The organism is Mesorhizobium sp. M0621 (assembly GCF_040320745.1).
Lineage (GTDB): Bacteria > Pseudomonadota > Alphaproteobacteria > Rhizobiales > Rhizobiaceae > Mesorhizobium.
In genome coordinates, this window is record NZ_JAMYQF010000052.1 from 15,249 (window position 1) to 38,865 (window position 23,617).

The 23,617-nt window shown below is 60.9% G+C and carries 17 protein-coding genes; 14 read left to right on the top strand and 3 right to left on the bottom strand.

The window, feature by feature from the left end:
• Positions 1 to 2 precede the first annotated feature (2 nt).
• The 10 genes from tssJ (at position 3) to NKI38_RS26765 (ending at position 12,003) form a co-directional block, all read left to right on the top strand.
• Entirely contained in the window at positions 3 to 455 is a 453-nt protein-coding gene (tssJ, locus tag NKI38_RS26720) for a type VI secretion system lipoprotein TssJ (protein WP_023758852.1), read from the top strand.
• A 39-nt stretch (positions 456 to 494) separates the two neighbouring features.
• On the top strand, positions 495 to 1,829 hold the full coding sequence (gene tssK, locus NKI38_RS26725) for a type VI secretion system baseplate subunit TssK (protein WP_352662895.1): 1,335 nt from the start codon (positions 495 to 497) through the stop codon (positions 1,827 to 1,829).
• A gap of 3 nt (positions 1,830 to 1,832) precedes the next feature.
• Entirely contained in the window at positions 1,833 to 3,155 is a 1,323-nt protein-coding gene (icmH, locus tag NKI38_RS26730) for a type IVB secretion system protein IcmH/DotU (protein ID WP_352662898.1), read from the top strand.
• Between the two features lies 1 nt (position 3,156).
• The gene (gene tssM / locus NKI38_RS26735) at positions 3,157 to 6,693 is read left to right on the top strand and encodes a type VI secretion system membrane subunit TssM (protein WP_352662901.1); all 3,537 of its coding nucleotides are present in this window, start codon (positions 3,157 to 3,159) and stop codon (positions 6,691 to 6,693) included.
• Positions 6,675 to 7,217, top strand: a complete 543-nt coding sequence (gene tagF, locus NKI38_RS26740) for a type VI secretion system-associated protein TagF (RefSeq protein WP_352662904.1) — start codon at positions 6,675 to 6,677, stop codon at positions 7,215 to 7,217. The genes tssM (NKI38_RS26735) and tagF overlap by 19 nt, the downstream gene beginning before the upstream one ends.
• 66 nt (positions 7,218 to 7,283) lie before the next feature.
• Positions 7,284 to 8,339 (top strand): DUF2169 family type VI secretion system accessory protein, encoded by a 1,056-nt coding sequence (locus NKI38_RS26745; RefSeq protein WP_352662907.1) that lies wholly within the window; start codon positions 7,284 to 7,286, stop codon positions 8,337 to 8,339.
• A complete protein-coding gene (locus NKI38_RS26750) occupies positions 8,339 to 9,394 on the top strand; it encodes a beta-ketoacyl synthase N-terminal-like domain-containing protein (protein WP_352662910.1) in 1,056 nt (351 codons plus the stop codon). The genes NKI38_RS26745 and NKI38_RS26750 overlap by 1 nt, the downstream gene beginning before the upstream one ends.
• Positions 9,394 to 10,305 (top strand): DUF4150 domain-containing protein, encoded by a 912-nt coding sequence (locus NKI38_RS26755; RefSeq protein ID WP_352662913.1) that lies wholly within the window; start codon positions 9,394 to 9,396, stop codon positions 10,303 to 10,305. Before NKI38_RS26750 ends, NKI38_RS26755 begins: the two co-directional genes overlap by 1 nt.
• Positions 10,306 to 10,330: 25 nt before the next feature.
• Complete coding sequence (locus NKI38_RS26760) at positions 10,331 to 11,266, top strand: type VI immunity family protein (RefSeq protein WP_352662916.1); 936 nt, start codon at positions 10,331 to 10,333, stop codon at positions 11,264 to 11,266.
• A complete protein-coding gene (locus NKI38_RS26765) occupies positions 11,263 to 12,003 on the top strand; it encodes a hypothetical protein (protein WP_352662919.1) in 741 nt (246 codons plus the stop codon). The genes NKI38_RS26760 and NKI38_RS26765 overlap by 4 nt, the downstream gene beginning before the upstream one ends.
• Here NKI38_RS26765 and NKI38_RS26770 read toward each other — a convergent pair.
• The 3 genes from NKI38_RS26770 to NKI38_RS26780 are packed head-to-tail and all read right to left on the bottom strand — an operon-like array spanning position 12,000 to position 15,856.
• Complete coding sequence (locus NKI38_RS26770) at positions 12,000 to 13,091, bottom strand: HEAT repeat domain-containing protein (RefSeq protein WP_352662922.1); 1,092 nt, start codon at positions 13,089 to 13,091, stop codon at positions 12,000 to 12,002. The genes NKI38_RS26765 and NKI38_RS26770 overlap by 4 nt on opposite strands.
• Positions 13,091 to 13,519, bottom strand: coding sequence for a DUF6484 domain-containing protein (locus NKI38_RS26775; protein ID WP_352662924.1), 429 nt, complete (start codon positions 13,517 to 13,519; stop codon positions 13,091 to 13,093). The genes NKI38_RS26770 and NKI38_RS26775 overlap by 1 nt, the downstream gene beginning before the upstream one ends.
• 9 nt (positions 13,520 to 13,528) lie before the next feature.
• The gene (locus tag NKI38_RS26780; protein WP_352662927.1) at positions 13,529 to 15,856 is read right to left on the bottom strand and encodes a type VI secretion system Vgr family protein; all 2,328 of its coding nucleotides are present in this window, start codon (positions 15,854 to 15,856) and stop codon (positions 13,529 to 13,531) included.
• A 366-nt stretch (positions 15,857 to 16,222) separates the two neighbouring features.
• On the opposite strand from NKI38_RS26780, the gene tagH reads away from it, so the two are divergent.
• The 4 genes from tagH to NKI38_RS26800 all read left to right on the top strand — a co-directional run bounded on the left by tagH (position 16,223) and on the right by NKI38_RS26800 (position 23,615).
• Positions 16,223 to 17,278, top strand: a complete 1,056-nt coding sequence (gene tagH / locus NKI38_RS26785) for a type VI secretion system-associated FHA domain protein TagH (protein ID WP_352662930.1) — start codon at positions 16,223 to 16,225, stop codon at positions 17,276 to 17,278.
• 303 nt (positions 17,279 to 17,581) lie between these two features.
• Positions 17,582 to 19,087, top strand: coding sequence for a type VI secretion system protein TssL, long form (gene tssL / locus NKI38_RS26790; protein WP_352662933.1), 1,506 nt, complete (start codon positions 17,582 to 17,584; stop codon positions 19,085 to 19,087).
• Between the two features lie 22 nt (positions 19,088 to 19,109).
• A complete protein-coding gene (gene tssM / locus NKI38_RS26795) occupies positions 19,110 to 22,673 on the top strand; it encodes a type VI secretion system membrane subunit TssM (RefSeq protein WP_352662936.1) in 3,564 nt (1,187 codons plus the stop codon).
• Between the two features lie 168 nt (positions 22,674 to 22,841).
• The gene (locus tag NKI38_RS26800) at positions 22,842 to 23,615 is read left to right on the top strand and encodes a PP2C family protein-serine/threonine phosphatase (RefSeq protein ID WP_352662939.1); all 774 of its coding nucleotides are present in this window, start codon (positions 22,842 to 22,844) and stop codon (positions 23,613 to 23,615) included.
• Positions 23,616 to 23,617 lie beyond the last annotated feature (2 nt).

Below are 23,617 nucleotides of genomic sequence, written 5' to 3' on the forward strand. Positions count from 1 at the left end.
ACATGATCGATCGACGTGAATTTGTCGTTGCCCTTGGCGCGACAGGGCTGCTTGCGGCTTGCCAGAGTGGTCCGCCAAAACCATCGGTGATCACCGTCAACATGACCGGCGGCGCCGGCATGAACCCGGGGCCAGGTGGCGGCGACCGGCCGGTGACGGTTCTCGTGATGCGGCTGAAAAGCACCGGCAAATTCAATTCCGCCGACTATTTCGCGCTGCAGGGGGATGCCGGCACGGCGCTGGCAGGCGATCTCATCGGATCCGATCAGATTTCCGTCGGGCCGGGAAAATCCGCATCCAAAACCATCACCGTCGAGCCGGACGCGACGGCGCTGGGCTTCGTTGCACTGATCCGCGAGCCTGGCGGCAGGAACTGGCGGACAACCAAGTCGGTATCGCCTGGATCAAAATTCACGATCAATGTCACGCTTGGCAGCGGCGGCATTTCCGCCTAGCGGCCAGGGCAAGGGGAGCTCTATGCAGAGAGTAGCGGCATGAGCGATGCAAACAGGGTGCTATGGTCCGAAGGGCTTTTCCTGCGGACCCAGCATTTCCAGCAGCAGGATCGCTTCTTCGAGGCGACGGTGCGCGGCGCGTTGCAGGCCGGGCAATTGCATACGTTCGGCTTTCAACAGCTGACGCTGGACCAGGCATCGCTGGAGGCCGGCCAGATTTCGATTCTGTCCGCACGGGGCATCTTTCCGGATGGGACACCTTTTTCCATTCCAGACATGATGGACGCACCGCGCCCCCTGCAGGTCACCCCGGACACGGGCGCCGGGCCGGTGCTGGTCGCCTTGCCGTTGGAGCCTCCCGGCGGTGTCGGCTTCGATCCTGCGCATGCCGCCCCCTCGGGAGCGCGATATCATGGACGGATCGTTTCGGTGCGTGACGCTGTCCAGGGCGGATCAGATCCTGAAGAAATCGAAATCGCCCGTCCGCAAGCGTTGCTGCTGGCGCCCGGCAAGTCGGTCGGTGGCTATACAGCCTTGCCTATAGCTGACCTCAAGGGGGTTCGAGCTGACGGTGGCGTCTCCCTGGACGAGACCTTCCTGCCACCGACATTGGTTACCGGCGCGGTCGCCTGGTATCGGCAATTGCTTCTGGAGGTCGTGACAGGCCTCGATCAGATCGCCGAGGCGCATGGCAAGATGGTCATGGGTGGGCCTGGGCGCAGCGTCGAAGATCTGCTGATGCTCAATCTCGCCAATGCGGCGCGTCCGCGGCTGGCCCACATGCTGGCGCAGGATGTCTTCCATCCGGCCGAGCTTTACCTGGAGCTTGCCGGGCTCGCCGGTTCGATGGCGACATACGGATCGAGCGCACGGCGGTTGGGCGAATTGCCCGCCTACGATCACATGGCGCCAGGTCCCGCCTATTCGGCGCTGGCGGATGCGCTACGCTCGCTCATCCTCAGCCTGCGTTACATCGAGCCGAAATCGCGTGCACTGCCGGTCATGCGGCATTCGACCAATGTCTGGAAAATCCGCATCGACAATCCGAAGCTGCTGGTGGCCAGCCGGATCGTCATCCGGGTTGGTTCGGAGCTGTCGGAGGACGCGCTGCGCAAGATATTCGTCAATCAGGCGACCGTCGGGTCGGCCGACCAGTTCGAGGGCCTGTGGAAATCGCGTTTGCCCGGTATTCCGCTGAAACCGCTTCATTCCCAGCCGCGCGAGATTCCCTACGACGGCGATCGCTTATGCCTCGAACTGGACCAGAAAAGTGAGCACTGGGCGTCGCTGCTCGATGCTCCCGGCTTCGTCATCGGCGTTTCGGGCGTGTTGCCAAGCGAGCCGCAGGTGGACTGTTACTCGGTGAACAGGTGAGTCATGAGCCGCGATGATCCGTTCGGACTGTCGGAGGATCGCGAACGCACTCGCATTCGATTGACCGGCGCGCCGATGCCGCGGCCGATGGCGCCACTCTTGCCCGGCGCCGTGGTGAAACGGTCCCGCACCCATCCGAACGCACTCGTCAACGCATTCGCGCCCCTGCTCGAATTCGCTCCCGAGCTTGAGAGTGCGCTGCCGCCGGACAATCCGGAAGCTTTGCGCACGCGATTGCTCGAAGAACTGGTTCGGGCACGCGACACGGCAATGTCGGGAGGGTCCTCAATGGAGCGGGCGGACCAGGCGGCCTGGGTCGTGGCTGCCTTGCTCGACGACCTGGCTCTGAACACGCCATGGGGCGGCGCCAGCGCTTGGCCGCGGCAGCCGCTCGTGGTCATGCTGCGGGGCGATGTCGATGCCGGCACGCAGTTCTTCACGCGTCTCGACGAACTTGAGCGCCATCCGAACCGGGATCGCGAATTGCTGGAGCTGCAGTATGACTGCATGGCGCTCGGCTTCCGCGGCAAATATCGCGTACCAGGCCGGTCGGGCGACCGCTCGCTCAATGCCGTTCGCGTGGCGGCGGCACGCTTCCTGCGCGATGCCGACGCCGAAGGCGCTCCACTGTCGCCAAACTGGAAAGGCGTGATCGCATCCGACGAGCCGCAGCGCTTCATCGTTCCGATCTGGGTTATGGCGCTCGGCGCGGCGGTTGTCGCCACGGCAATCCATGTCGGGCTCTCGATGGGACTGAGCAGCCAGGCGGTCGAGCTTTCCGCACTTGTTCGCGCGCTGCCGCCGCCCGCGCGCGGCGACATCACCCGCACGTCGCCCAAGGTCGATGCTCCGCCGCCAGAGAAGGTGGATTTTTCGCTGTTGCCGGAATTTCAGGCTGGGGCGCCCGCCGATCTCAAATCTGCCCTCAGCGGCACCGAGAGCGTTTCGCTGGCCAAGCTGATCATTCAGGCCTCCAACCCCGAACTGTTCCAGTCGTCGCGGCCGCAACTGACCGAAGGCTTCGAGCCCCTGATCGGGTCGATCGCCAAGGTGATCCTCGCCAATCAGGAGCTTATCGGAAACATCACCGTGGTCGGTCATACCGACAGCGTTCCCCTGCAAAAGACCAATCCGCTGTCGACCAACCAGCGGCTGTCCGAGGCTCGCGCCCAGACGATCGCCGATATGCTGGTCCAGGACGGAGTGCCACGGGACCGCGTCCATTCCGAGGGCCGCGCGGCCACCGATCCAGTGGCCACCGACAGCACGCGCGAGGGGCGGGCGTTGAACCGCCGCGTCGAGGTGCTCGTCGAAAAGAGGTTGTGAGATGTTCATCCTGCGCTTCCTCTGGGCGGTCCTGACATCGCGCTGGCTGTGGACGCTGATCGGCCTCACGCTGCTTTCACTGGTCATCTGGGTGTTCGGTCCGATCGTCAGGGTCGGTCCCTACCAACCGTTCGCCTCTGACAACGTGCGGATCGTCATCATCGCGCTGCTGGTCATCTTCTGGCTGATCTGGCTGATCGTCGCCCAGCGCCGGGCGATCCGCGCCAACCGCATGTTCGTCGCCGAGATCGCCGCGCCCGTGGTGGAAAAGCCGCTCAGCCCCGGCGAAGAGAATGTCGCCGCCGTCGGTGCCAAATTCGCCGATGTGATGGCCGAACTGAAGCGCCGCAAGCTGGGCGGACGAAAGTTTCTGCGCGAAATGCCATGGTATGTGATCGTCGGGCCGCCGGCCACCGGCAAGACCACGGCCTTGCGGCAGTCCGGACTGAACTTTCCGATCGACCTCACCGACGACCTGCAGGGGGTCGGCGGCACGCGCAACTGCGACTGGTTCTTTTCCGAACACGCTGTTCTGATCGACACCGCCGGCCGCTATGTCCAGCAGGAGAGCCAACCGGATGTGGACGCTGCGGAATGGCTGGGCTTCCTCGACCTTTTGAAGAAGCACCGGGGCCGCCGCGCGCTTAACGGCGTGATCGTCGCGCTTTCGATCGACGTGCTTTCGGAGGGCGATGAAGCCATCAAGGCGCACGGCCGCAAGATCCGCCGCCGGTTGGCCGAACTCAACGACCGGCTCGAAATCCGCCTTCCAGTCTATCTGATGCTGACCAAGGCCGATCTGATCAAGGGTTTCGAGGCTTTCTTCGGCGGCCTGTCCACCGCCTCGCGCGAACAGGTGTGGGGAACGACCTTCGCGCTGGATGCCCGTGTCGATGCCAAGACCGTCGAACGGGAAATCTCGACGCTGGCGACGGAACTCGAGCGGCGGCTGGTGCCGCGCCTGGAGGATGAGGAAAAACTCGCCTCCCGTGCCGAGATCTTCAGGTTTCCCGCCCAACTGGCAAGCCTGTCCGAACCGATCCAGGTGCTGATCGAGGCGATGTTCGGCGAAAGCCGGTATGAAGAGGTCGCCTGGCTGCGCGGGCTCTATCTGACATCGGCGACGCAGGAAGGAGCGCCCATCGACCGGCTGACAGCGGCGCTGTCTTCTTCCTTCGGCCTTCCCCCCCGGCGGGCCCTGCCCGCGCAAAGGGTCGAGAAACGCAGCTTCTTCCTGAAAAACCTGCTCACCGAAGTCATCTTCAAGGAAGCGGGCCTCGGTACGTTCGACCCGCTGGCGCAACGCCGCCGCGCCTGGATCTGGCGGGGTGCGGCGGCTGGATGTGCGGCAGCGGCCCTGTTGGCTGGTGCGGTGTTCACCTGGTCCTATTACGACAACCGCAATGCCATCTCGGCCCAGGCGGGCCAGTTCGAAGCGCTGCAAACGCCGCTGACCTCCGCCGCCGCAACCCCGGCATCGGTGGAGCAGCCCGCCATGGACGGCGCGCTCGATGCGATGGACGCGGTTGCGAATGCCCGGACGGCACCGCCGGGCGCCGCCCAGGACCTGCTGGGGCCATCGGCCTCGGCGGAACTGACGCGGGCACAGACCGACAGCTACGACCACGCCCTGCGCAACATCCTCGAGCCACGCATGGTCGCACTGCTCGAGGCAACTATGTGGCGGCAGATCCGCGACCCGGATTTTATGCTGGGCGCACTGAAGACCTATCGCATGATGACGGGTCTCTCGCAGATGGATGCCGATTTCGCCCAGAACTGGTGGGTGAACAGCCTGCCCGAATTCGCCGCCGCGGCACCATTTCCGACCGCCGATGCCGAACAGCATCAGCTTGCCGCCATCCGCCGGATGACGGTCGACGAAAGCTATGTAGCGCCCGACCAGGCCCTGGTTGCCGAAGCGCTGAAAACGGTGTGCACCATCTCGCTGCCGGCGCGGGCCTACAAGCAGTTGCTGGCCGATCCGGCAGTGGCCGGGCTCAAGGAGTGGATCCCGGCGAATTTCGCCGGGCCCAACGGTGGCAAAGTGTTCGCGCGTCGCTCCGCCAAGACGCTTCGCGTCGGCGTTTCGGGGGCGTTCACCTACGCCGGTTTCCATGATGCCGTTCTCGACCGGGTCGAGGATGTGGCAGCGCAGGCGGCCCTGGATCGGGCAGTCTTCGCTGGCGGCTGCTCCGAGAACTCCGAAACCTCCGTATCGGCACTGTCGGAGGATATCCTGAAGCTCTATTACGACGACTATATCGCGCAGTGGGACAGCTTCCTGCGCGATATGAGGCTGGCGCCGTTGACCGATCTCAATGTCGCCAGTGAGAATCTGAAGGATCTCTCCAGCGCCGATTCAGCATTGAAACGCCTGCTCACCGCAGTCGTTCAGGAGACCGACCTCACCCGGTCCGATGAAGCGCCGGCCGACGACAAGGCTGCGGCCAAGGGCGGCTCGAAACTGCTTGGCAAACTCGGCAAGCTTGGCAAGATCGTGAAAACGGGAGCAAAGCTGCTTCCACGTGCGGGCTCAGCCGACGAAGTAGATCTTACCGGCAATCTGGTGGCCGAGCACTTCAAGCCACTTAAGGGTGCAATCGCCGAGGTCGACGGCCAGCCGCCGGCACTCGACGCCGCAGTGGTGGCTCTGACGGCGCTTTCCAACGTGCTGCAGACGGTCACGGCCAATCCCGACCCCCAGGACGCCATCAAGAAGCAGGGCGGCCTCGCCGAGCTGACGGGGGCGGTCGCCAGGCAAGCGCAGATCCTGCCCGATCCGATCGACGACTGGCTCGGCGGTGTCGCCGGCGACACCAGCGGGTTGACACAAAAGGCGGTCACCTCGGAACTGAACGCCATCTGGCGCGCCGACATCCTGCCCTTCTGCCAGGCGGCGCTGACCGACCGCTACCCCTTCAGCCCCGATAGTGCGGTGGACGTCAACGTCCGTGATTTCGCCCGCCTGTTCGGACCGGCCGGGCTGATCGACGGTTTCATCAACGACCACCTGATCAACTATGTCGACATGACCAGCCAACCATGGAAATGGCGCGCCGATTTCGGCCTCGATGCTTCGGCGCTGGCGGCGTTCGAGCAGGCCAGGCATATCCGCGACGATCTCTTTCCCGGTGGCACCGGGCCGGTGATGAGCTTCACGCTCGAACCGAAGGATCTATCTCCCAACGTCACGCGCGTCACGCTCAATCTCGATGGCCAGAGCCTCGTCTACTACAACAACGCGACGCGGCCGCAACCGATGACCTGGCCCGGCAAGGACGGAACCGGGGTCATCTCACTCGCCTTCCAGCCGATCGACGGATCGCCCGAAATCCTCCTCAACGAGACCGGCAGCTGGGCATGGCTGAGGATGCTGCGCAGCGGCCGTTTCGCCGGCACTTCGCTGACTGATGTCTACAGCCTACGCCTGGGCACGAAGGGAATGTGGGCCGATTTCGAGCTCAAGGCGGCAAGCGTCGAAAACCCCTACAACCTGCAAATGTTCAAGAAATTCTCATGTCCACCGCAGATATGATCCTGCCTGGCTTTTACGGAAAAATGCCCGCTACCGGCGATTTCGTGACGCGGCGGCTGTCGGGCGACTTTGTGCGCCTCTGGGACCGCTGGCTGGCGCAGCATCTGGTCCCGCTGTTTGGCTCGGAATTTTGGCCAAGCACAACCGCGTTGCGCTTCCTGGCTGGCCCGGCTTCCTTCGGCGCGTCGGCAGGCATCATTTTGCAGAGTGCCGACAGAGTTGGCAGACAATTCCCTTTAACCGTCGTCGCGCAGCTGGCCGAAGCTCCCGTTCAGTTGACTGAGGTCGAGGCGTGGTTTGCAAGCATCGAAGAAGCGGCCATCGCCGCCCAACATGGCGAGCTAACGCCCGACGAACTGGATGCCGCACTGGCCGCTTTGCCAGTGCCGACTGTCGAGCTAGGCGAAGAGATCATCAGTGATCTGGTGATGTGGACCGCCCGTTCGGACCTTTTCGACATCGATCCGCAATCGCCGCAAGCGACGCTGGAACACATTTTTGCAGCCAGTTGGGAGACCAGCTGATGCAGATATTGCCGAGACGGTTGAAGGCCCGCTGTTTCACCACTGCGTAAGGATGCGTGGTTTCAAATGTGGATACTGTCCAACCAGACGCCATTTGCCGCCCAGGAAAGCTGGACGCGTGACGAGCGCGGACATGAGGTCTGGCTGATCGCGATCAAGGCGTCGTTCGAGATCGATCCCGATGGCAAACAGCGGCTGTTGAAGGAGCAGACGCCGGTCAATCTGGCGCCCGTCTATGGCGCGGATCCAAATGAGCTTCTCGACGACACGGACCTCAATCTGGAGAAGAAGCACACCGACATCCTGGTCGAAGGGCACGTCTATGCGCCCGGTGGGCGCCCGAGCATCGAGAGTGCCGCCCGCATAAAAATCGGTGACATCGACAAGACGGTGAAAGTAATCGGCGATCGAGTTTTCATGCCGGGCCCGATTTCAGTGCGGATGAGCAGCCCTGAACCTTTCACGAAAATCCCAATCAGCTGGCGGCGAACCTACGGCGGGACGGACATGGAGGCATCGAAGCCGGATTGGGATCAGCGTAATCCGGTCGGCAGAGGGTTCGCTGTCGACCCGCAAAGACTTGTGGGCAAGACCGGTCCGAACTTCGAATATACCGATGCACCCTATCGTGATCACAAGAGCGGCAGGCCAGCCGGATTCGGACCCATTGCGCGCCACTGGCAGCCCCGCATCAAATATGCCGGCACTTATGGTGACGTATGGAAGAAGACGCGGGACCCTCTCCTGCCGGCGGACTTCAGCCGCACCTATTACCAGTGCGCCCCGGAGGATCAGCAGACGAAGGCGCCGCTGATCGGCTATGAAGATGTGCGTCTGGGCAACTTCACAGCCGATGGCTTTTGGCAATTCCTGGTGCCGCGCATCACCTTCAACATCACAACCGAGTTCTACAACCGGCCCGATCGGAGGCACGACGAGACCACCATCCACACGCTGCGCATCAAGCCCGATCTCAGGCAGTTTTCGATTACGTGGATGTCGACATTGCCGGTGCCGTACGACGAGGAGCGGCTGAAAAACACGAACGTCGAGATAAGACCGCGCGTTGGCGTGTCGCCGACAGTTGCAGCGACGGGCGTCTGGCTCGAGGACGACGAATAATGGCGGGCAGCGACACCATCGTCGTGATCGGTGTCGGCGCGCGCACCCCACTTGGCTTCGATGCGGCTTCGAGTGCAGCAGCGGTGCGCGCAGGTCTGTCCGGCATCCAGGATCACCCTTACATGATCGACCGGTTCGGCGAGCGGATGAAGGTCACACGTGATGTCGGTGTAGACGCTGGCTTGACTGGGCCCGATCGTGCCGTCGAGATCGCGGTTTCGCCGGCCCTCGAAGCGTTGCGGCCATTGCTCACGGCTGCCCCAACAACCAAGGTTACGCTGGTCCTCTCAACGGGAGAAGCGAGGCCGGGGCAGTTGGAAGGCTTTGGCGCGCAGGTCGATTCGGGACTGCGGAAACGGCTAGGGCAGTACATCATCTTGGAAGGCGGCGGCTCGACGGCGGGCGGCCACGCTGGCGGCCTGCTGGCAATCTACCATGCCTGCAAGTTGCTCAGGGAAGGCCGCTCCGCGGCGTGCCTTGCCGGCGGAGTCGACACCTATCTGGAACCTGAAACTCTTGAATGGCTTGATGAGAATGAGCAGCTCCATTCCGAAGGCAATATTTACGGTTTCTGCCCGGGCGAGGCTGCCGGTTTCTGTCTGCTAGCAACGATGCGCACGGCGCGAAGCTTGGGGCTTCAGCCTCTGCTCGAGATCGTTGGAACGTCGACCTCCAGCGAAGAAAACCTGATCAAAACCGAAACGGTCGTGCTGGGGGAAGGCTTGGGCGCTGCCTTCTGCGATTTGTTCGCGACCGCGCCGATAGATCCGGTCGACCGCATCATCTGTGACATGAATGGCGAACGCTATCGCGGCAACGAGTATGGCTTTGCGGTGATCCGCAACCCTGGCCGGTTCAAGGACGCTGCCGATTTTGAGACGCCTGCGGATTGTTGGGGCGATGTCGGCGCTGCGTCGGGACCGTTGTTTGTTAGTCTTGTGGCCGAAGCGGAATTGCGCGGCTACCAGAACGGCCCGCTGTCGCTGATCTGGGCAAGTTCCGAGAGCGGCGCCCGGGCAGCGGTGCTGCTCGGCGGACCCAGGAGAGCCGCCTGATGCCTACTCATATTACGGTCAACGGCCTCGGCCTGACTTACAAGGGCTCGATCGGGCTCTCGATAGCCACAATTCCGGACGTCTGCAAGACCCCTAGCCCCGGCGGCCCGATTCCATTGCCGTATCCAAACATCGCAACGCAAAGCACATTGAAGAGTGGCACCACTACCGTCCTGGCAAAGGGCGGCAAGATGATCGCGGTCAAGGGCTCACAATATGGGATGAGCTCGGGCGATGAGCCTGGCACCGTCGGCGGGGTTAAATCAAACGTCTTCAAGAAGGCCACGGATTGGATAACCTATTCCTTCGATGTGAAGATGGACGGCAAGAACGCCTGCCGCCACACCGACAAAAAGTTTCACAATGACAAGAATACCGTGAACTTGGCGGGGGACGTAGATCCACTCATTCCTGCGCCTGACGCACGAGCGATACTCCAGAAAGCATGTTGTGAATGCGATGACGAGGTCAAGCCGGGGCCTTACGATTCATGTGCAACACTAGGTGAAAAGAAACATACCTGTTGCGAGGCAAAACTTACCACCCAGCACGGAGTCGGAGGCGAGCGTGGCTACAACAGAGATGGAACGCCATTCACCAATGGCCCGCGAGCCCGAGTGCCCGGGGAAACCTACGGCGATTTCCGCGGTCGAATTCACGGCACCTGCTGGCCTGATGCTTGTGCTTTGGACACGAACGGAAATCCATGCAAGTTTTACGATTTCAAGTTTGGTTGCGAAAAGGATGTCCCCATATGGGTCAGTAGACAGACAGGCGCAAAGGGACCGCTTGCTAGTGGCATGAGCCGTCCTGATATTGGCCCGAAGCAGAATCGCAAGTATCGCGCTCTCGCAAGTAGACTCGACATGCAGGACACTGAGCCTGAAGCCATCTCAAACAAAGACTGCTGAAACAAATATTCTTTGGGAGTATCAAGTGGAGTTTGATTTTTCAAAACTAACGCAGACGCTGATCAAACGCGGAGTTAGAGAAGAGTCCGTTCGGCCGGTCATGATGTTGTCGTTGTATAGCGAAGTATCGCTTCACAAACTCGGTCCATCCGCTGCGACGGCACTGCGCAGCTATTTCGATCTAATTCCAAACAAAACGCTGCGCTCCGCGCAGCTAGATAACGGAGACGCGGGCAAACTGTCACCCCAAAGAATTGCACGCGATCTCAGACATTTGGACAACCCGTCAAAAGATGAGGATATCATCGGGCTGCTTTACTCCTCAGCAGAGCTAGGGCCTCCCGGAGATTTCGGAATAAACTTCATCGTGGAAGATATAACTGACCCTGATTTCATCAACACGTCGAACTTGCTGCGTTTCGAGTTTCCTGTGTCGCTAGCGGGATCGCCCGAGCAGATGGTTCAAACTGCATTGCGTTTGACAGAGGGTGTACCATTTTCAGTGGGAACCTGTGGCTTCGGTTTCAGCCACTGGCACGGTGATAGATTTGCAGTCGATCAAGTTTATCGCCTCCTTCCACGGTATTTGGGCTTCGACCATTCTTCAAAGACCCCGCGCGAATGGATCAAAGGCCAAACGCCTTCGCCGAACTGGCTGACATTTGTGCATTCGGCACTTTGGGAAGAGCTTGGTGGAATGCAAGCGCTTGAGACTCACGCGCCAGATGCGAAGGTTTCCAAGCTTAAGCACGGTTTTGTGGTACAAGCTGCCAAGGCTCCACCAATTGGTGATGTAAATAGAGGTGGGACAGATCTTGGGGCACTGCCAGGCGTGGCGCGCTTTCTCAAGCCAAAGCGCACCAGGATTCCGTTCTTGAGGGGGGCACAGGTGGAGTTAGATGTATCGGCATGGCTGTCGAGGTTCGACGACCGTGACAATCAACCTTGGGACAATGAGTGAGCATGCCATTCGTAACAACATGGGGAGTTGGTACCGACGAGTGGACAATCGACGTTCAAGTCACAGTTGCATCGGAGGAAGAACTCCAGCGCCATCCACCAACCGCTATTTTGTCCCCGATTGTAGATTTGGCTAATCTTGCGGCTTGTGGAGGCTTAAGTGGAAGCAAGAACGATCCACAATTCGCAGAAGCGCAAATCCTCACTCAGAATATCGTCGCTCAGCGTGTGCAATGGGTACTGAAGGTCAGAGGTGTGGCCCTCAGTATCCTCAAGAACGTGGAAGGTGCTCTCTTATATTTCGATAGCGCGATCGCGCGCGTCCAGTCGGCGTCGATCCAGGCGCCTGCAGCGTATTTGTCTGCGAAGGACCAATTGCCGCAAAGATTCTTTGTGCCTCCGCCGTTTCAATTTGTCGACGACCGTCAAGAATTCCGCAGCCTCGTGGTGGAGATAGCGTTTGAACAAACTCCTCGGGAGCTTATGGATCGCGTCGAAATGGAGGCGTTTGGTATCTGGATATGCGCCGCAAGCGCAGGCTGCTTCTGTGACAATTACTTCCCGCCTCAGATTTGCAAGGTCTACCTTGGTGACCATCGGTACAGCCGTGACAGTCTTATTCTTGGACTAGATGAGATGATCCTTCCTGAGCCAGTCGCTATTGACAGCTTGATAAATACGCTGACGTGGTCACATTACAAAATTACAAAGATCTCAAGCGTAGAGCTTTATGACTAGCATTTTTTATCACTGCAGTCCCTATGCCCCCACTCTCTCACCTTGTCTGCCACCGGAACTCTCGCGCCGAAATCGCCAAAATGATCCTCGAAAGCTTGGCCGAGTTCGGTCGGGTCGAGAGTGAAGAGATTCGCCTCGCGCGCCTCGGGGAAAGTCTCCAGCAGCGCGCCGCCGGCCGCAACTGCAAGCGCTGGGTTGCGCATCTGGTGGATCAGCCAATGCAGGATCGTACGGTCTCCCAGCATGCCGGAACCGCGCACTGCAAGTGCCGCAGTTTCAGGGGCCTTCAGCAAGCCGCCCATCCAGGCGCGGACGTCCTTGTCCGGTCCGATCTTGACGATCGCGCGTAAGGCGGTCAGCGCTTCCGGACCGCCTGACGCCACGACCCTCTTGAGTTCGGCCATTGCGAGGTCGCCCGAGCCGAGTTCCGTCAGCGCCCATGCGGCCCAGGTGCGCGGCTGTTCGTGCTCGTCCTCCAGCCTGCCGACAATGTCTCGCACAAGGTCGGTCCGCTTCAGTTTGCCGGCGAGGTGCAAGCTGTGGGAGCGCACACGCGGATCGGGATCGTGGACCAGTCGCGCTAGCATTTGCTTAGGGTCGACGCCATGTCCAGCGCAAGCAGCAACGCTCAGATAGCGCTTGAAGGCATCAGGCGCACCGATCCAGTCGCGCACTAGCGGCCGAATCGTTTCCGGCGAATGCCACGCCAGTGCGCCCACCGAGCCTCGCACATTGTCGTTGGAAACTTTTCCGAACTCGACAGCCTGGGAGATGCGTTCCTTGTCCGCTTGCTCGATCGCCATCCAAGTGAAGAGGAAGAGTTCACCTTTTTCCGGGAAATCCTCATAAGCCGCGACGATGAACGGCCAAGCGGCCGGTCCAGCGATACGCAGACCATCCAGGTTGGCTTCCAAGCGCCGGTCGATGCCGGCGACGACATGAAGGTCCGGCGGATCATCCTCCATAAGCGTGTCGCGTTGCGCCCAGAAGAACGCGGCCTGCTCGGCGTGCTGTCTGACGACATCCGGTACTATTCGCCGCAGCTCCGGCGCGCCTTCTGGTTTCGGTTTCCCGGTTGCTACCAACATCAGTTGAGGTCGATCGAGCCGCCGCGGATGCGATTGGCGGCGCTCGCCTGGCTGGTGACATAGGTGCCGCGAATGGTGATGCGGCCATCTTTTTCCATGAGGATCGTCGCCTTGCCGCACCGCAGTTCGATGCGCTCTTCGCCGATGATGCGAACGCGCTCGCCGTCGCGCACGATTTGCGGCGCGGCGGTCTTGCGCGCCGGCTCGACTATGCGGCCGACGATAAGCGGCTTGGCGGGATCGCCCTCCTGAAACAGCAAAGCCACCTCGGAGCCGACCATATCGGACGTCAGTCCGGTCAAACTGCGCGCGGGCAAGGCTGTCTCTTCGGGGTTGCCGGGGAATACCACCAGCGGCAACGAGGCGTCATCGAAACCGAGAAAGATACCGATCACCACACCGTCAATGCGTTCGCGAACGTCACTCATCGCTGCCCCTTAATTCTCCGCAATCTTCGAGCCCTTCATCGTGATGTCGCTCGACGCCTTGATGCTGATCTTGCCTGACCCCTTGACCGAAATGTCCTTGCCCTCGATCGCGATCGTGCCGTCTTTCTTCATCATGATCTTGGCCGAGCCCGTTGTGATAAGGATTTCATCACCGGCATCGATGACCAGCTTCTTGCCTATTTTGATCGTGCCATTGCCGGTGACCGAAATGGCACTGTCTTTGCCGACGGAAAGCGAATGCGCGCCGGCCACGGATGTCGAATCGTCCTTGCCCACCGAAGCGGTGCGTCCGCCGCCGACTGTCGAGCCTTGATCCTTCGCGATGCTCTCGGTGTGGCCGCCGCCTATGGACACGCTCTGGTCGGAAGCGATCTGCCAGCTGTCGCTCGCTCCTATGCTGTGGTCCTGCGCCGCCCCAACCGTTACAGACCGGGTCGCGCCGATCGTATTGGCCTGCGGGCCACCCACGGTTCGGGTTTCGGATGCTCCGACCGAATCGACACGCGCTGCGCCAACGCTCACCGTCTGGACGATCGCCACAGTCTGGGTATGATTGGCGCCAATCGTTTCAGTCGAATTCGAACCGATGCTGATCGTCTCGTTCGACCCCACCGTCAGCGAGCGATTGGCGCCCACCGTCTCGGTGTCGTTCGAGCCGATATTTGTCGTCTGGTCGACGCCGACTTTGACCATCTTGTTGTTACCGACGTCCTCGTCCAGGTTGTGGCCGACGGAGTGCTTGGTGTCGTGATCTATGCGGTCGGACTGATCGTGCTGGACCAGCTTGGTGCGGTCGTGCTTGATCAGAAGGTGGTGGTCCTTCTGCGCCTGGAAATTGACCAGTTCGGAACCGGCCTTGTCCTCGAACATCAGCTCGTTGTAGCCGCCGCCGCCTTTGGAGGAGTCCGACTTCCAGCCGGATTGCGTGGCGCTACCGGGCAGGCCGTAAGGCGGCATCTGCGAGGCGTTATAGATCCTGCCGGTGATGATCGGCAGGTCCGGATCGCCTTCAATGAAATCGACGATCACCTCCTGGCCGATGCGCGGGATCTGGATGAAACCCCAGCCGCTGCCGGCCCAGGTCTGCGAGACCCGCACGAAGCAGGAGCTGTTCTGGTCCTTCTTGCCCAGACGGTCCCAATGAAATTGCACCTTCACCCGCGCGTATTTGTCGGTGAATATTTCCTCGCCGGATGGACCGACCACCGTCGCCGTCTGGGGGCCGCGCATGATCGGCCGTGGCGTGATCCGAGGTGGACGATAGGCTAAGGCGGTCGGCGCCAGGCCGAGGATCACCTTGAAGTTCTCGCTGTCGACTTCGGCATGGGCTCTGTAGCCCGGATCGAACAGCCGGTATTCGGCGCTGACCACCAGATACTCCTGGTTCTGATCCTCGCGCGGAAAGCTATCCAGCTTGAACGTGCAGCCCGAATAGAGGCCGCGCACGGTGCCGACAGCGGCGATGCGCTGGTGCACAGCCTGAATTTCCTCGCGCCGGATCGCGGCCAGGCGGTCGCCCCGGCCCGTTTCGAGATGTGCGCCGGGCTGGCGGTAGTTCTCGCCCGCTGCCTCCTTGTGGCTGAACGGCTGGGCCGACTTGGCCATGAGGTCGGCGCCCGGCTTCGTGAAATCATAGTCGGTGTGGGCATAGGCGCCTGGGCGCACCGAACTGCCCGGTATCCATTCGGTGATGTATTCGACATCGCGCCGCGAACCCTGACCTTCAAAATTATAGAGCACTTTCTCGTAGCCTGGCGCAGGCTTCAGCTTGCTCATTGCATCGGCCAGGACAAGCGTGTGCTTGCCGTCATCGTGCTCGAAGAAATACAGGATGCCTTCATGCTCCAGCAGCCGCTGCACGAAATCCAGATCGGTTTCGTCGTACTGCACGCAATATTCGCGCGGGGGATAGGACCCGTGCAGGCGCAAATCGAATTCCGCGATACCGTATTTCTTGAAGATGTCCTTGACGATGTCGACGACGCTCTTGTTCTGGAAAATACGGCAATCGGTGGTGTTGCCGAGAAACCAAAACCACGGCCTCATGACCGCCTCATAGTAGGCCAGCCGATCTTCCAGCCGGCTGAGCCGGAACTCGGAGACGATGCCGCTGAACCAGCGTTTCGGATCGGATTCACCTTCAATCGAGAGCGGCCCACCCAGCATCTTCAACGGATCGATGTCGGAGTCGGTGCTCACGAACCCGACCGTGTAGGCAAAACAACGGCTGATCTCATCGCGTCCGACAAGATGCGTGAAGGTCAACAGCTCGGAGCCAACCGGTGTCCGGACAACGGTGGCACGTTCATTCGGCATGGGTCGAGCCCCCTCCTGGACGCGGCCGCCAATGTGATGGATTTGAAGTTCCCGCTATATTAACGGCATCACGTTCAGGAACTTCTTAAATCCGCCACGCCAGGCCATGTTGAGCCTACCACATGTTTTCCCGCTGGCCAAAGAGGACATGGGGCGACAGAAACCTAAAGCGTATCGCGTTTGATCGGATTCATGCGCCGCGCTTTAGGGATCTTTGTTTCATGCATGTCGTTCTCCCAAACCGAGGTCACTTTTGGGCGACATGCATTAACCAGCCGATTCATCGGCTTGAAACGCTGCTGTCCTGTTTTACCTGCAAGCTGCTAGAATGGTGGAGTATCGATCAACGATCGACGGCGATCTTGGATGTACATCAGTCTGCAAATCAGCAATGTCGACGCCTTGCCCGCTGGTACCTCGACCAGCTACGCGGCGCGTGACCGCAGCTTCGAAATCGGACGCGATGGTTGTGACTGGACCTTGTCGGACCCCGACAAGTTCATCTCGGGCCGGCACTGCGAGGTTCGATACGAGGCCGGCGCGTTCTGGCTGCACGATATCTCGCGCAACGGCACCTTCATCAATGGATCGAGCCAACGCATGACCAACCCCCATCGGCTGGGCGATGGCGACCGGATGCTGATCGGCCGCTATGTCGTCTTGGTGTCGATCGACGAGGAGCGCGCCACGGCAGGCTACCCCAGCCACGGTCCGACGCAGCGAGACATGCCGGTCGCGACAAGCCGGTCGCTGGAATTCGGCGAGGGGCCTTTCTTCGATGCCGCGCAGCAACGGTCCGGCCAACACATTCCAGCGCCGACATTCTCGTCGCCCCCCACCCCCCTGCCCTCGACCGGAAACGAGGTGCTGCGGGAGATCGCGATCGGAGCCGGCATTTCGCCGGAATTGCTTCAATTGCGCGATCCGCACGAAGTTGCCGCCGAAATCGGCGCGGTCCTGCGGGCGGTGGTCGAGGAACTGACGTTGCTGCTGAAAGCACGCGCGGCAGCGAAAATGCTGGCCAAAAGCACACAACGAACGATGATCAGCGCCGCCGACAACAATCCGCTGAAGTTCGTTCCAGGAACCGACGACATCCTCGAAATCATGTTCGCCCGTCGCAGGGCCGGCTATCTTGATGCCAGGCGCAGTATCGAAGATGCATTCCGCGATCTTAAGACGCACGAATTCGCTACCTATGCCGCCATGCAAGCCGCGCTCTCCCGGCTGCTTGACGACCTGTCGCCCGAGGCGATCGGCAGGAAACTCCCGCCTACCTCGTTTACATCAAAGAAGAGCCAAGCCTGGGACGCCTATGTCGCGACATGGCGGACCATGGAGGAGGCACATGAAAACGGCATGCTGGACATCTTCCTGGCGTATTTCAGCGAGGCCTACGCCAAAGCCGACAAGCAAAAATAGGCGATCCCAGGAAACGCTTGGCACGGCAGTCGGCGAAGAAAAGTCTCTCCGAGGCTCGGCATCCGGTTCCAATCGACAATTTCTGAGATTACGATCGCATACGACAGTTCGCCAAGCGGGTAAGACTCATTGACCTGGGGGTCTGCGGCAAATGTCATGCTACGGCGGGATCGCGTTTTCTAGCCAATCCTCCTCCGGACACCGCCAAGGCCGGCCGGGGCTGCCTTTCCTTTACCGGACCAGAAACCGTCTTGCGCCTGTCTCGCCCAATCGCAGGCACCCCGCCTGCACGGACGATCGGCGATGAGCTCGAAGGACGACCCCTTCGGCCCGGCGGGCAAGACCGTCATTCGCGCAAATCCACGGCGCACGCAAAAATCGCCGCCAGCTCCTGAGCGACCCGTCGCGGACGGAGACCAAACCTCTAGGGTCAAGGATTCAACCGTGTTCGATCCTGGTGTCGTGCGGCCGCCGGGCTGGGCATCCGGAACCGTCATCTATCAAGGTCCAGCCTTGGGTGCCGCGGCAGGCACCAGCTCTTCCGCCGCCGCGCCAAAGCCAGCCATCGAGCAGGCGATGCTGCTCGGCGCCGCCGACATCGTCAAATACTCCGCGGCAAACCCTATTCTCGCCGGGGCGGCACCTTTGCTGATGCTGCTCGGGCAGTTCAGGCTCATGCCCGTCGAAAGACAGGCGGAGCCACTGGCAGAACATGTCACCGAGGCGATTGAAAAATTCGACCGGACAGTGGAGAAGTCAGGCGTTGCCGAAGAGGATGCGCGGATTGCGAAATTCGCCCTCTGCGAAACCGTCGACGATCTCATCGGCAACCTACCCTGGCCCAGGAGTGACGACTGGGCGCAACACAGCATGCTGGGGCAGTTCTTTCACACCGAGCGCACCGGCACAGGCTTTTACGAAGCACTGAACAAGATACTGGCCAATCCCGAGACGCACTACGATCTGCTCGAACTGATGCATGCCTGCCTGTCGCTGGGTTTCGAGGGCCAGTATCGAGGCGTGAAGCGCGAAGACAACAATCTCGAGCGCGTTCGACGCGACGTCTACGAGACGCTTCGCTACTTCAGGGCGCATGCGGGTGAAGACATCTCGCCGCACTGGCAGGGCCTGGCGGCGACGATGGCACAGTCATCGGCCCGTTTGCCGCTTTGGGTCGTCGCGGCGGCGGCGGCGGCGCTGCTGGCAGCGGCGTTCTTCGCATTGCGGGTCTTCATCACCAATGAAGGCGACGCCGCCGCGGGTGAATTGCTGGCACTCAACCCATCGACGTCAGTCGCCATCGAGCGCGCCAGCGTGGCGCCGGTGGCCGAGTCGGCGAAAGTCACCCCACCCGCGGCCACCGGGCAGATCGACCGTATTCGTGCAGCGCTAGCCAAGGACGTCGAAGGCGGCGGGCTGACCATCGGCACGAAGGGCGACTTCATCGTGGTGGAAATCAACAATCTGCTGCTGTTCCAGTCCGGCAGGGCCGAGACGAAGCCGGAATTCCAGCCCATTGCCACCGACATCGCCGCGGCTCTGGAGCACGAGCCTGGACCAATCCGGATCGTCGGCCACACGGATAATGTCAAACCGCGAAAGTCGAGCGCCTTCAAATCCAACTTCGACCTTTCCGTCGCCCGGGCGAAGGCCGTGGAAGCGTTGATGGCAGCGAAATTCAGCGATCCCTCGCGACTGACTGTGGATGGCAAGGGCGAGGACGAACCGATCGCCGACAATGCGACGCCGGAAGGCCGCGCCAAGAACCGCCGTGTCGACGTGATGATCCCCAGGGAGGAAACATTGTGAGCACGGTCTGCTGGAAACACCCATGACGCGCTGGCTGCTGCGGATATTCAGCGTGACGGCGCTGGCCGGCTTCGCGGCGGCAGTGTGGTTTGCCGGGCCATTGATCCGCTTCGCCGATATCCGCCCGCTGGGACCTGCGTGGCTGCGCGCCACGATTATTGGTGTGATCGCGGCGACGCTGGTGCTTTTCTACGGGCTGCGTTTCTGGCAAGCGAGGAGGGCGCAAAAAGCACTCGAAACCGTCGTTGCGCACAATGACGACCGCGATGATGATGCGCGAGTGCTCGAAGCCCGCATGAATGAGGCCGTGGCGGCGCTCAAACGGTCCAGCGGCAAGCGCAACTTCCTCTACGAGATCCCCTGGTACGTCGTCATAGGCCCGCCGGGTGCCGGCAAGACAACGGCACTGGTCAATTCGGGTTTGAATTTTCCGCTTGCCGGTTCGGGGGACGCCCAACCGGTGGCTGGCGTTGGCGGAACACGTTCCTGCGACTGGTGGTTCACCGACCAGGCCGTGCTGATCGACACCGCAGGACGCTACACGACGCAGGACTCTAATGCCGAGAGCGACAGGAAGAGCTGGCTCGCCTTCTTGTCGCTGCTCAAGAGATACCGCACCAGACAACCGATAAACGGCGTCATCCTGGCCATCAGCCTTGCCGATCTGATGAGCTTCGACGATCCGCAGCTTGATGCCCACCTCACCGAGATACGCAGCCGGCTGAGGGAAATCCACGAGACGCTGAAAATCCAGTTTCCAGTCTATCTGCTTTTCACCAAGGCCGATCTTGTCTCCGGGTTCATGGATTACTTCGGCGGTATCGACGAGTCACGCAGGCGCAAGGTATGGGGCGCGACATTCCAGACCGCGGAGCGCGACAGGAACATGGCCGCCGGGACCACTGCCGAATTCGATACGCTGGCAAAACGACTGGCGGACGAGATGGCCGACCGCCTCCAGGAAGAGGCTGATCCGGTCACGCGCATCTCCATCTTCGGCTTTCCGGCACAGTTCGGCGCGCTGAGGAGTCGAATTACCAGTTTTGTCGCTAGCCTGTTCGATCCAACCCGCAGCCAGGTGAATGTCAGCCTGCGTGGACTGTATTTTTCGTCAGGCACGCAGGAGGGAACGCCTATCGATCAGGTGCTGGGCGCGATCGGCCGCAATTTGGGCGGCAATTCTCGCCCTCACCTTTCCGGAACTGGCAAAAGCTTCTTTTTGCATGATCTGCTGACGGACGTCATTTTTGCCGAATCCGGATGGGTTTCGTATGACAAATCGGCTGCAAGGCGTGCGGCGATCGCCAGACTTGGCGGCCTCGGCACGATAACGCTGATCGCTGCCGCCGCACTGGGTACGCTCGCCCTGAGCTTTGCGGCCAACCGATCGCTGATAGCCTCCACAACTCTTGCCATGAGCCAGTATCGCGAGACGGCGGCCCCATTGCTCAAGACGGCCACGGTTACCGATGTCGACCTTGAAAACGTCATCGGCCCGCTCGACCAGTTGCGCGATCTGCCGGCCGGGTTCGAAACCGGCGACCTGCCGACACCGATCGAGGAGACGTTCGGCCTCAGTCAGCGTGAGAGACTTCTTTCGGCATCCAAAACGGCCTACCGGCAGGCGCTGGAACGAATGTTCCGATCGCGCCTGCTAATCCAGGCCGAGCGGACGATCCAGTCCAAGATGGCCGATCCCGTCGCGCTCTACGAACCGTTGAAAATCTATCTGATGCTTGGCGGCAAGGCACCGAAGGTCGATGACGCGTTGATCGTTTCCTGGATGAAGCAGGATTGGGAGCAGAACCGATATCCAGGCGAAAACAACCGCGAAGGACGCGAGCAACTCGAAAAGCACCTGCGCGCCATGCTGGCATTGGACGACGCCTACGATCCCGTCTTCGAACTCAACCAGCCGCTTGTTGAAGCCGCTCAACGTTCTCTCGGGCGTATGAGCCTTGCCGATCGAGCTTCGGCTTTGATCAAGTCGGCGACATACGCGGCCGCGCTGGACGATTTTTCCGTATCCCAGAAAGGTGGGCCGGAAGCGCAGCTGCTGTTCGAGTGTATCGATGGCAGCGATCTGTCAGGGCTTCGTGTTCCCGGAATCTACACCCATTCCGGCTTCAACACCTTCTATCTCCGGCAACTTTCGCGCATTGCGCAGATGCTTGTCGACGAGCAGTGGGTTCTCGGCGGCGGCGGCGAACAAGGCGACATCAACCAGCAATTGCTCAAGCTCGGCCCCGAGCTTCTCGATCGCTACGGCAAGGAGTTCGCGGCCTCGTGGAACGGCGTTCTCGACCAGTTGAAATTCAAGGCGATGCTGACGGACAAGCCGCACTACATCACGCTTTCAGCCGCTGCCTCCCCAAGCTCACCGATGAACCAGCTCTTTGCGGCGATCGCCAACGAAACAGCTCTGACGTGGGACCCAGGTGACGGCAATGGTCCCGGCACCGAGATCGAAGCAGGCACAGCTCAGAACCCGCCGCGCAACGCCGCGGATCTGGCCAAGGGCCTGGCCCGCATCGGCATACAAATCGCCACCGGCAAATCGCAAAGCCGCGCCGGCACGGGGGCCGCCGACGCAACGAACCTCAATCCAGGTGCAAACATCGAAGCGCAGTTCAGACCATTCCAGGCCCTGGTGAACGGCCCTGCCGGACACCGCCCAATCGATGCCCTGACCCAGAACTTCAGCGATATCTATCAGAGCCTGCAACTGGCGGCCGAAGTTCCTTCTCAGACGGAGCGCGTCAATTCGAACCTGCAGCTGCAGATAGCCACGCTTCGCGCCAATGTCTCGCGCCTGCCCAAGCAACTCGGCCGGATGGTCAACGCGACGGCGGATGAGTTCGAAGGCAACGTCGCCGAAACCTCGGTGACCAACTTGAACCAGATGCTAGACCAGACGGTCACCGCCCCCTGTGAAGCCGCGATCAACGGCCGTTATCCCTTCGCCGGCGACGCAACCGAGGATGTTGCGATGGCGGATTTCGCGAAATTGTTCGCCCCGGGCGGCTTGCTGGACCGGTTCTTCGCACAAAATCTCGCATCGCTGATCGACATGACCAGCCAGGACTGGAGCTGGAAACAGGATGCGCGCTTTGGACGCGACCTGTCGAAATCGACCCTGAAAGACTTCCAACTGGCCGCGGAAATCCGCCACGCCTTCTTTCCATCGGGCGGTTCGGTGCCTTCGGTCAGCATCACTTTCATACCATTCTCACTGAATGGCGATGCCGATACGGCGATACTCGATGCCGAAGGCCAGATCGTCCAGAGCAATCAGACGGGCAACGCGCCAAGCGTAGTCACCTGGCCGGGCGGTACGGCTTCCGCGTCCGCCAGCCTAAGCCTGACGCCGGAAATGCCAGGCCGCGAATCCGCCATCAAGTTCGAAGGGCCGTGGGCCCTGAAACGGCTTCTGGACAAGGCTGCCGTCACCGGCGACGACAGCAACATGCGAGCACGCTTCGTGATCGGCGGACGCGACGTTACTTATACCCTCCAGACAGGCTCAGGCTCCAACCCCTTCTTCCTCCCCGCGCTTTCCGGGTTCAGCTGTCCCAAGGCGTTTTGAGATGGGATTGATCTGCTGAGCATGGTGCCGATCCGCGGACCACACACGCTCGAACCTTAGTTTTCCTTAGTTTTCGATACTTTAATGTTCGAGCCTGTGGCAAAGTGGCGCGAGCGAGCGTCCAAAGGTGCGCCGCAGAAGGACGCTTGAAAAGCGCTTGGTGGCAAATTGAATACTGTCGCCCTTCCCATTGAAAGCTTCGGCGTGAGCCACAAGGGCTGTGTCCGTGAGCTGAATGAAGACAGCTATCTGGTCGAGCCACAAACTGGCCTCTGGGTGGTAGCCGACGGAATGGGTGGACATGACGCCGGAGAGGTCGCTTCAGCCAGTATCGTCGATCATCTGGCAACGATCGGCATTGCGAGCTCAGCACCCGATCTTCGGGCGCGCTTCGAGGACAGGCTGAGCCGGGCCAATGCCGAGATCCGCGGCATATCCGAATCTCGCGGCATAACCATCGGTTCCACCGTTGCCGCCCTGCTGGCGATGGACGGGCGGTTTGCCTGCCTGTGGGCGGGTGACAGCCGCGTCTATCTAATCCGCAACGCCTCGATCTCGCAGATATCGAGAGACCACACCGAAGTTCAGGAGCTCATCGACCGGGGTATCATCAGCGCAGCCGAAGCGCGCACCTGGCCGCGCCGCAATGTCATCACGCAAGCGATCGGCGTCAGCGACGAGATTGTCATCGATTTCCAGCAGGGCGAAATCATGCCGGGGGATATTTTTGTGTTGAGCACGGATGGGCTGACGGCGCATGTCACCGACGCCGAGATCGAGGCGGCGACGGTGTCGGCGACACCTCAGGCAGCCTGTGAGAACCTGCTCGACATGGTGCTGGCGCGCGGCGGAACGGATAACGTGACGATCGTGCTTGTAAAGATCGGAGACGGGCGCGATGGCCAATCGCCTCGTCCAGATCCGCATAGAGCGGAGGCTTGAGG